The 8,708-nt window shown below is 50.8% G+C and carries 9 protein-coding genes; 5 read left to right on the top strand and 4 right to left on the bottom strand.

Going from position 1 to position 8,708, the window contains the following annotated elements:
• Window positions 1-60 precede the first annotated feature (60 nt).
• The 3 genes from PHU49_11085 (at window position 61) to PHU49_11075 (ending at window position 2,968) form a co-directional block, all read left to right on the top strand.
• A complete protein-coding gene (locus tag PHU49_11085; GenBank protein ID MDD5244546.1) occupies window positions 61-1,242 on the top strand; it encodes a hypothetical protein in 1,182 nt (393 codons plus the stop codon).
• 4 nt (window positions 1,243-1,246) lie between these two features.
• Window positions 1,247-1,657 (top strand): Zn-ribbon domain-containing OB-fold protein, encoded by a 411-nt coding sequence (locus PHU49_11080; GenBank protein MDD5244545.1) that lies wholly within the window; start codon window positions 1,247-1,249, stop codon window positions 1,655-1,657.
• A 123-nt stretch (window positions 1,658-1,780) separates the two neighbouring features.
• Window positions 1,781-2,968 (top strand): HD domain-containing protein, encoded by a 1,188-nt coding sequence (locus PHU49_11075; GenBank protein ID MDD5244544.1) that lies wholly within the window; start codon window positions 1,781-1,783, stop codon window positions 2,966-2,968.
• A 265-nt stretch (window positions 2,969-3,233) separates the two neighbouring features.
• Here the strand turns inward: PHU49_11075 and PHU49_11070 are convergent, their stop codons facing one another.
• The 3 genes from PHU49_11070 to PHU49_11060 all read right to left on the bottom strand — a co-directional run bounded on the left by PHU49_11070 (window position 3,234) and on the right by PHU49_11060 (window position 5,470).
• Window positions 3,234-3,896 (bottom strand): TPM domain-containing protein, encoded by a 663-nt coding sequence (locus PHU49_11070; GenBank protein MDD5244543.1) that lies wholly within the window; start codon window positions 3,894-3,896, stop codon window positions 3,234-3,236.
• A complete protein-coding gene (locus PHU49_11065; protein MDD5244542.1) occupies window positions 3,896-4,663 on the bottom strand; it encodes a TPM domain-containing protein in 768 nt (255 codons plus the stop codon). The genes PHU49_11070 and PHU49_11065 overlap by 1 nt, the downstream gene beginning before the upstream one ends.
• A 219-nt stretch (window positions 4,664-4,882) precedes the next feature.
• Window positions 4,883-5,470 carry a LemA family protein gene (locus PHU49_11060; protein MDD5244541.1) on the bottom strand — a complete coding sequence of 196 codons (588 nt, stop codon included), beginning with the start codon at window positions 5,468-5,470 and terminating at the stop codon, window positions 4,883-4,885.
• A 154-nt stretch (window positions 5,471-5,624) separates the two neighbouring features.
• Between PHU49_11060 and PHU49_11055 the strand changes: the two genes are divergently transcribed.
• Window positions 5,625-6,272 (top strand): flagellar brake protein, encoded by a 648-nt coding sequence (locus PHU49_11055; protein MDD5244540.1) that lies wholly within the window; start codon window positions 5,625-5,627, stop codon window positions 6,270-6,272.
• 475 nt (window positions 6,273-6,747) lie between these two features.
• On the top strand, window positions 6,748-7,155 hold the full coding sequence (locus PHU49_11050; protein ID MDD5244539.1) for a carboxymuconolactone decarboxylase family protein: 408 nt from the start codon (window positions 6,748-6,750) through the stop codon (window positions 7,153-7,155).
• Between the two features lie 282 nt (window positions 7,156-7,437).
• On the opposite strand, the gene PHU49_11045 is transcribed toward PHU49_11050, so the two are convergent.
• A partial coding sequence (locus tag PHU49_11045) for an AAA family ATPase (protein ID MDD5244538.1) occupies window positions 7,438-8,708 on the bottom strand: 1,271 nt, incomplete at its 5' end.

Below are 8,708 nucleotides of genomic sequence, written 5' to 3'. Positions count from 1 at the left end.
CGGTTCGTAGCAATGTATCAAAGAGGAAAAAACACAAAAAAATGAGTTAAGGAGGAGTGTATGGCAAAAGATGTAGCAGTTATCGGTGTGGGCCAGAGTTCGTTCGTAAGAGGCTATGAAGGCTCCATCAGGGAACTCGCCTTTGAGGCATTCAGGGAAGCCATGCAGGATGCAGGCATTACCCAGAAGGATGTTGGCGCTTCTATTTTTTGTTCGGCCCCTGAATATGACAAGCAGAGGTCGCCTGCCGGCGTTCTCGCTGAGTATCTGGGGCTGATCCCTCAGCCGACTTTCTATATTGAGACCGTCTGCTCATCGAGCAGTTCCGGTGTGAAGGTGGGCTACAGCATGATCAAGGCAGGCCTCCATGACATCGTCGTGGTACTCGGGTTCCAGAAGATGTCAGAGATCACATCTGCCGAATCCCAGGAGAGAATGGGGCGGGGCGCGGATATCCAGTGGGAGGCCCCCTTCGGCACCATGATGCCTGCTTACTATGCATTGTATGCACAGGCCTACATGGCAAAGAATGGACTGACACCCGATGATCTCATGAATGTAAGAATAAAGTCAGGTACCTACGGTCAGACCAACGAGAGAGCGGTCTATCGTAAAGGCGTAAAGGCTTCGGACTTCGACGCGAGTAACCCGGATGCGAGGATGGCCGGTGCAGTTGCGTGGCCGCTTCGGGTCGGTGATGCCTGCGCCAATGCAGATGGGAGTTCATGCGTCATCCTTGCCAATGCTGAGAAGGCAAAGGCATTTTCCAAGAAACCCATCTGGATTCTGGGCATCGGTGCGGCTTCCGAAGCAGTCAACATGGCGGCAAGACCAGATTTTGCAAAGGGTCTTAGCGTCGGTTACGGGGCAGCGGATGAGGCTTACAAAATGGCCGGCTTAACGCCAAAAGACATAAAAGTGGCCGAAGTTCATGACTGTTTTACCATTGCAGAGATCATGGCATATGAAGGCCTTGGGTTCGCGCCGATGGGCGAAGGCAAACAACTTATCCGTGAAAAGGCAACGTACAAGGAAGGCAGGATCCCGGTCAACGTCGACGGTGGCCTTCTCTCCAAGGGACATCCGATCGGTGCAACCGGCGGCTCACAGATCAGGACGATCGTACTGCAGCTTCGCGATGAGGCAGGTCCGATGCAGGTGCCCGGCAGTCCGGGCATCGGTCTCGTTCATAACGTCGGTGGTGTTGGCCTTTACGGCAACGTGACAATCTTTGGGAGGTGATATAATGGGATTCGAAAAATTTGGAAGAAAAAGCTTTACCGGCATTACAAAAACAGCGAAGTTTGTTGATTTGCTTACGGAAGGAAAGATCGAAGGGACAGTATGCAAACAGTGCGGCGCCAAATTCTTCCCGCCAAGGGCAGATTGCGCGAGCTGTCTCTCAAAAGATATGGACTGGTTCGAAATGCCGAAAAAAGGCAAGCTCGAGACCTTTACGATTGCTTATTATGCACCCTTCGGCTTTGAGAAGGATTGCCCCTATACGATGGGCGTCGTCGATTTCAGCGATCTCAAGCTCTTCGCGAGGCTCGCGAAAGATCTCAAGCCTGAAGACGTGAAGGTCGGCATGGATGTCACGGTCAAGCCCCTGCAGTACGAAGATGGCCAGATGTCCTTTGAGATCGCAAAAGCCTGACAGATGCCGTGAGACGTAAGTCGTAAGACGTAGACAATAAAAAGGCTGCTCTAACCGGCAGCCTTTTTTTATTTCGTTTTAATAACAGCATGTACGGTATATAATAGTTTCTTCAGGATAACGATGATCACAAAAGAATTCATCCTCGAAATATTTCATGCCGCCGGGATGAGGCGGTGGAACGACAAGATCAGACCTGTAGAACTCATGGAGCTCGACAAACAGGCGCACAAGATGACCATCGCGTATTTTCTCGGGAAATTTGAGGAGAACAGGGAAGGGTTAAACTGGCAGGAGATCATTGAAGGCGCCTTGTTCGAATTTCTCGAACGACTTGTCATCACCGACCTGAAACCGCAGATATTCAACAGGATCAAAGAGGACCCCGGACAATACAAACGGTTGAACGAATGGGTCTTCAAAAAACTGGAACCGACCATTGCGCTGCTGGGCGATACATTCGTAAAACGGTTCAAAGAATACTTCGCAAACACGGATGACACTATCAACAAGAGGATCTTAAGCGCTGCCCATTTCTACGCAACGCGCTGGGAATTTGACATCATTGAGCGTGCGAACCCCCATGGCTACGAGATACCTGAGATCAAGTCCTTTCTCCAGGAGAAACAGGAAAAATACTACGACCTGAAAGGCATCCAGCAGCTTGCGCTCTACGCAAAATACAGGAACTTTCTCGATCTCTGCGGGCAGCTTCGGTTCCAGCTCCGGTGGAGTCACATTAACATGGTGCCCAGAACATCGGTCCTGGGGCATATGCTCGTTGTTGCCATCCTGTCCTATCTCATCTCCCTTGAGATGAACGGGTGTGCAAAACGGTGCTTTAACAATTACTTTACCGGCCTTTTTCACGACCTGCCCGAGGTGCTTACCCGCGATATCATCTCTCCGGTCAAAAGATCGATCGCGGGTCTCGACAAGCTTATAAAAAACTATGAGAAGGAGCAGATGGAAAAAGAGGTCTTCAGCCTCATACCCAGAGAGTGGGAGGCTGAGGTGAGGATGTTCACGGAAGACGAATTCAGCAGTATCGTCATCAGGGATGGAAAAACAATAAAAGCAACCTCTGAAGATATCTCAATGTCCTTCAACGGGGACGAATATAATCCCCGGGACGGCGAAATGATAAAGGTCGTAGATGACCTCGCTGCATACGTCGAAGCATACTGCGCCCTGGAAAACGGCGTCAAATCGAATGACCTTGAGGACGCCCGGAAATCGATAGGCGAAAAATACAGAGAGAAAGTGATCGATACCATCCGCTTCGGGGAGATCTTCAGAGAATTTTCCTGATAACCAATAAAAGACCGTATATCGTAGTTCGTATATCGTATATAGTGAACTCAAAAGAAGCCAGTACCCGACACTGGTCGCTCGATACTGGCGAAAACCTGTTCCTCGTATCTCGCTTCTTGCAATGTATCAGACCGGCGTCCGGTAACGAGTATCGAGTGACCGGCTACGAGTATCTGCTGCTCTTCTCACCCTCTTACCTTCTGCTTTTCTATTAGCCTCACGACTTATGTTTTCTGCCGACTGCTGACGGCTGTCTGCTGGTTTACGTATCGCACTCGCCGCCGGGCTCGCAGATTACTCCGTCGGGCAGTTCATCCACGTCCCCCGGCGTCACAGGATAATGCTTTGCAAGCACTTCGCCCGCTTCCCCGATGGCCTCGCAGAGGGCATCGCAGGCACGTCCTTCGCGGATACCTTTTGAGACCACATCAGCGAACCTGTTCAGCGTCTGCTGCTTGATCTTTTCGTGGATACCTTTATCGGCAAGTACCCACACCTTTCTTTCGAGCAGGGAGATAAAAAAGAGGACGCCGGTATTTTGTCTGGTCCTGTAAAGACCGTTTTCATAGAATGCCTTGACCGCACGCTCCCTGACGGCAAGCTCTCTTCTTTTCCTGCCGGTAAAAACCTCTTTTAGATGCGGCACGCGCTGAAAGAGGAAACGGCCGGGGAAGAACAAAAGGAACGAGAGCGGAATATAGAACCAGAGCGAGGAATGGAAAAAGACCGCTGATACGATAAGGGAAACGAGGCTTCCTGAAAATATGCCGCCGAGTATTTCTGCTTCCCTGTAGTGACTGCTCTGATCCACAACCACAACGGCTATCTCGCCGACGGTCTTCAACTCAACTTCTTTGGTAGTATTCCTGATCCTCTCCTTCTCACTTTTCGTAAAAAACTGTTCTGCCTTTCTGTGATATTTCATTACCAGTCCCCTGAGGCTCCGCCACCGCCAAAACCACCGCCGCCTCCGCCAAAATCGCTGCCCCCGCTATCACCGCCGGAACCCCATGAACCACCGGTGTAAAAGAAACCACCACCGCCACCGCCGTGCCTGCCGGAAAAAAAGGTCGGCAGAAAGATCCCCAGGAACAATCCAAGAATACCTAACACGATAAGCGTCATTATCGATGGACCTAAAGCGAGGTAAGCAATACCCGGTAACCCGACAGCGCCTGCAGCACCCCCCAGGATCCGCGAAATCCTGCCAAGGGTAAAGAGTACAATTGCGCCGAATATCAGCATTGCCGGAATGGGAGACCCCTGCCTCTTCCTTACCGGTGCAGGCCTTCCTTCGGCCTTGAATTCGCCCCTTGTTGCATCCACCAGGGCATGGACCCCGGCAATAAAGCCGCCGTCGTAATCACCACGCTTGAACCTCGGCTTGATGACAAGATCGATGATCCTTCCGGCGGTAAGGTCGGTAAGCCTTCCCTCCAGTCCCCGCCCTACCTCGATACGGATCTTTCTTTCCTGGCTTGCGACAAGAAGTATGATCCCGTTATCCTTTCCTTTCTGTCCTATCTTCCAGGCCTCTGCCACTTTAATGGAAAAGTCTTCAAGCGCTTCACCCTGAAGCGAAGGGATGGTGAGGACCACGAGCTGCGTTGAATCAGACTGCTCAAAGGCCTTTAATTCCCCTTCAACCTTCGCCCTTGTCTGGCTCGACATCATATTCGCATAATCGTTCACATAGCCGCGGAGCGGAGGAACATCCAAGGCAAAAGCGGAGCGGAGAGCGAAGGGCTGAGAGCTGAGAGTTAAAGATAGGGCGATAACAATCAATATCAAATTCGATATATGAAAAATATTTCCTTTGCGATATGTCATCTTACTGCTCTAAGTTGTTTTACAAGGGTCTTTCTCTGCTCTCTGCTCTCTGCTCTCTGCTCTCTGCTCTCTGCTCTCTGCTTAGAACTTCACTTGCGGCGCTTTTGCCGCTCCCGGGTCTGCCTTGAAGGGTTCTTTGGGGCTCAGGTGGAGGATCAGGCTGTTCGTTATATTGTTCGGAAATATTCTGATGGACGTATTGAAATCCTGTACAGCCTTGTTGTACCGGGTACGGGCAACGTTTATCCTGTTCTCGGTCCCCTCGAGCTGGTGCTGGAGGTCCCTGAAATTCTGATTCGCCTTGAGATCCGGGTATCGCTCAACAACGAGCAGGAGCCTCGACAGGGCGCTGCTCATCGTTGTCTGTGCTTCCTGGAACTGAGCCATCGTCTTCGGGTCACCTACCATATCCTTCGACACCTGGATGCTGCCGACCTTTGCACGCGCATCGGTCACTGCCTGCAGCGTCTCACGCTCATGTTTTGCATATGCCTTGACGGTCTCAACCAGGTTCGGGATGAGGTCATTTCTCCTCTGATAGGAGGCCTCTACGTCCCCCCACGCCGCCTTTACTGCTTCCTCATTGCCCTGCATCGTATTATAGCCGCAACCGCTTATGCTCATAACAGCAGCACAGAGGATTGCACAGATCATAAGTTTCCTCATCATATCCTCCTGAGTTTTCACGTTTCCAGGCATTCTATCATCTTTACTGATACAAATAAAGAACTTCGGGATTACAGATATATTCTATCAGTCCACATTTGGCTTGAAAAAGAGGTACATAGTATAGTAACAATCTGTCAGGGATACATCCATTGCTATGACAAATACGACCGGGAACCTTGGCATTGAACTTGGCACCACATTGCAGCTTCAGTTCGTTGGTTTAAAGGAATCCGCAAAGACCACGCTCGTAGGAATGGAGAGAAACTCATATCTTATCGCCCGCAGCCCCCAGATATCCGGCATCTGGACAAAGCTCCATAAAGAAAACCACGTCATAGTCCGTTATCTTTATGAAGGAATGGTCTATGGGTTTAAATGCACGCTTCTCGGGATTATAGATGAACCCTTTCGTCTGATGCTGCTGTCCTATCCCGAACACATCGAAACTGTTAATCTGAGAAAACAAGAGCGGGTTTCCTGTTTCCTCCCGGCAAAATTGATCAACAACAACATCGACTATGCCGGTGTTATCCTTGATATCAGCGCCGGTGGCTGTAATTTCTTCTTTGACTTAAGCGATCATGAGGGTCTGCCCGATATCAAGGTTGGCGATGACGTTAAGTTTTCTCTCCATATAGGCGGGTCATCGGGCGTAACAACAGTTCAGGCAACGGTACGCAACCTTCGCAGCGGCGGCGACAAGATAACCATAGGCGCTCAATTCCTGAACGTGGATATAGAGACGTTGAGCAATCTTGAAACATATATCAACATCGTCACCAGATCCAAAACCTATCGGTAATCCATCCCTGTGCTTTTAATAAGGCAGCAGAGAGCATGGAGCAAAGAGCGGAGAGTAAAAAACGAAAAGAAGAATATAGGTCTTATAGGACTTATTGAACCTATAATATTTACTAGCCCGTTCTCGGGCGAGAGGGGGAGGCCGGGGTACCCGCTTGCGGGTCGCGCTTTGCTGCTGGAGGGGGCGACGCAAGCCCCGGTATAAGGCAGCAGAGAGCATGGAGCAGAGAGCGGAGAGTAAAAAGCAAGAAGGTGAGAGGGTGAGAAGAGCAGAAGGTGAGAATCTGAATATAGGTCCTATACGACCTATTGGACCTATATTCTGTAGCGAGTTCACGAGCGAGAGGGGGAGGCCGGGGTACCCGCTTGCGGGTCGCGCTTTGCTGCTGGAGGGGGCGACGCAAGCCCCGGTAAACGTTTGACGCACTGAAGAGGCACGTGGTAAAACCTTTAAAAAACAAAGGAGGAGATTCACCGTGGACGAAGAGGCAAAGAAGAGAACCCAGGAGACTGCGAAAAAGCTCTGGACAGGCGGCATCAAGCTTGACCCGCCTTATCTTACATGGAAAGAATTCGACAAGGACCTCGCAAACGACCTCTCGATGTTTATCACCGGCAACCTTTATTCAAGGACCGTGCTCACGCTTCCCGAGAGGCAGATGGCAGCATGCGCGATGCTCGCGGCCCTCGGCGCTGCCGATGAGCTTAGGCTCCACGTGAATGCCGCCCTCAATGTAGGGTGTGACCCGCGCAAACTGGCAGAGGTCTTTTTCCAGCTTGCACCTTACGGAGGAATGCCCCTTGTCAACAAGGCCCTTGAGGTCTACCGCGATGTCCTGAAAGGAAGGGGGGAGTGGGAGGCATTTAAAAACAGCAAAAGATGAGATCGGTTCATAGCAGGACACCCGTGAGGCGATAGGCTGGAGGCGGGAGGGAGGAACCGAAGGACGAAGGACGTCCGCTCCGCTTGGACGAGGGACGAAATAAAAGGCGGCTCATAGCTCATAGCAAAAAAATCAGAGTTGAGATTGCCGCGCTCCGCTCGCAATGACACCCCGCTATGCCCTGTTGCTTCACAATGGCCTGTTGCTTTTCACTTTCCACATTTCACTTTCCACATTTCACCTTTTATAGGATTCATCCAATTACGAATTACGATTTACGAATTACGGGTGTTCTGCTTTTTGCTCCAATAGCGCCTCACGCCTTACAGGTATTTCGTTCCTCAGCCTTTCTCTCAAGAGCGTGTACCGTTTCTGGGGCTTGTTATTCCTCACTGCGATTGCGAGGGCCTTTTTTGTACCGATAAGGATAACAAGTTTTTTACCGCGGGTGACGCCGGTATAGAAAAGATTTCGCTGCAAAAGCATATAATGCTGCGTCAGGACGGGCATGATAACAACGGGATATTCGCTCCCCTGGGACTTATGAACCGATATGGCGTAAGCGAGGACGACCTCGTCGAGATCGGAGAAATCATAGGAGACCAGCCTTCCGTCATAACTGACCTTCAGTTCCTGTATCTCCCTGTCAATACCCGCAACCCTTCCTATATCACCGTTGTAGACATCCTTATCATAATTGTTCCGTATCTGCATAACCTTATCGCCGGTCTTGAACAGCTTGCCTCCCCGCAAAAGTTCCTCTTTTGCAGGGTTCAGCGCCTTCTGCAGTTCTGTGTTGAGATTCGCCACGCCCACGGTGCCGCGATGCATCGGGGTAAGAACCTGGATATCGTTGAGCGGATCATAACCGAACCTCGAAACCAATCCCTCTTTGCAGAGACTGATCACCTTTTCCAGCACTTTTTCGGGTTCCTCTATGGCGAAAAAGTAAAAATCCTTCAGGGATCCTTCGCCATACGCTGCAAGCGGCATCTCACCATCATTGATGCGATGGGCATTTACAATGATCATACTCTGACGTGACTGCCGGAATATCTCATTGAGCCTTATAACCTGAACACGGCCTGCGTCAATAATGTCTTTTAAAACATTACCAGGGCCTACTGAAGGCAACTGATCAATGTCCCCGACAAGGACCAGCGTGGCCCCGGCAGGCATCGCCTTGAGAAAATGGTACATAAGAAGGGTATCGACCATGGATACCTCATCGACAACGACAAGGTCGGTCTCCAGAGGGTTTGTTTCGTTTCTTTTAAATCCACCCTCTCCCGAAGAACCACCCGGGCTGTATTCGAGCAATCGATGGATGGTTTTTGCCTCTCTGCCCGTAGCCTCGGTGATCCTTTTCGCAGCCCTGCCTGTCGGCGCGGCGAGGAGAACCTTTCGTCCCATTTTGTTGCAGACCTTGATAATCGCGTTGATAATGGTGGTTTTCCCTGTCCCGGGCCCCCCGGTAATGACCATTATCTTGCTGTTGACAGAGGCCTTTACCGCTGCCAGTTGCCTCCCGGAAAGGGTGATGCCGAGATCGG

It is taken from the genome of Syntrophorhabdaceae bacterium (genome assembly GCA_028713955.1).
GTDB lineage: Bacteria > Desulfobacterota > Syntrophorhabdia > Syntrophorhabdales > Syntrophorhabdaceae > UBA5609.
Note: the sequence above shows the minus strand (reverse complement) of the source record. Positions and strands in the feature narration are given on the sequence as shown.

What these genes read in the sequence shown, in the direction of transcription:
- PHU49_11085 (MDD5244546.1), top strand. Translation starts at nt 61, where the DNA reads ATGGCAAAAGATGTAGCAGTTATCGGTGTGGGCCAGAGTTCGTTCGTA.
- PHU49_11080 (MDD5244545.1), top strand. Translation starts at nt 1,247, where the DNA reads ATGGGATTCGAAAAATTTGGAAGAAAAAGCTTTACCGGCATTACAAAA.
- PHU49_11075 (MDD5244544.1), top strand. Translation starts at nt 1,781, where the DNA reads ATGATCACAAAAGAATTCATCCTCGAAATATTTCATGCCGCCGGGATG.
- PHU49_11070 (MDD5244543.1), bottom strand. Translation starts at nt 3,896, where the DNA reads ATGAAATATCACAGAAAGGCAGAACAGTTTTTTACGAAAAGTGAGAAG.
- PHU49_11060 (MDD5244541.1), bottom strand. Translation starts at nt 5,470, where the DNA reads ATGATGAGGAAACTTATGATCTGTGCAATCCTCTGTGCTGCTGTTATG.
- PHU49_11055 (MDD5244540.1), top strand. Translation starts at nt 5,625, where the DNA reads ATGACAAATACGACCGGGAACCTTGGCATTGAACTTGGCACCACATTG.